The following is a 327-nucleotide window of genomic DNA, read 5'->3' as shown; positions in this document are numbered from 1 at the left end:
CCCGCCGGCGTCGGCACCTCGAACAACGTGCGCAGCCCCACCTCCACACCCAAAACCGCACGCACCCGACTCACCAGACGCGTCGCCAACAGCGAATGGCCGCCCAGCGCAAAGAAGTCGTCATCCACGCCCACCTGCTCCAGGCCCAGAACCTGCGCGAAGGCCTGGCACAGAATCTCCTCCTGCACCGACGCCGGCACCCGGCCCCCACCCGCCCTGAGCACCGGAGCGGGCAGCGCCTTACGGTCCAGCTTCCCGTTCACCGTCAACGGCAACTCATCCAGCACCACCACCGCCGACGGCACCATGTACTCCGGCAACCGGCCG

The 327-nt window shown here is 69.1% G+C and carries 1 protein-coding gene; it reads right to left on the bottom strand.

Annotation, left to right across the window (positions count from 1 at the left end; all coding sequences use genetic code 11):
- On the bottom strand, window positions 1-327 hold a 327-nt coding region (locus KUM49_RS49470; RefSeq protein ID WP_254402641.1), incomplete at both ends, for a phosphopantetheine-binding protein.

This window comes from Streptomyces sp. AC555_RSS877 (genome assembly GCF_019049245.1).
Classification (GTDB): Bacteria; Actinomycetota; Actinomycetes; order Streptomycetales; family Streptomycetaceae; genus Streptomyces.
This window is presented reverse-complemented; position numbering and strand designations above follow the sequence as displayed.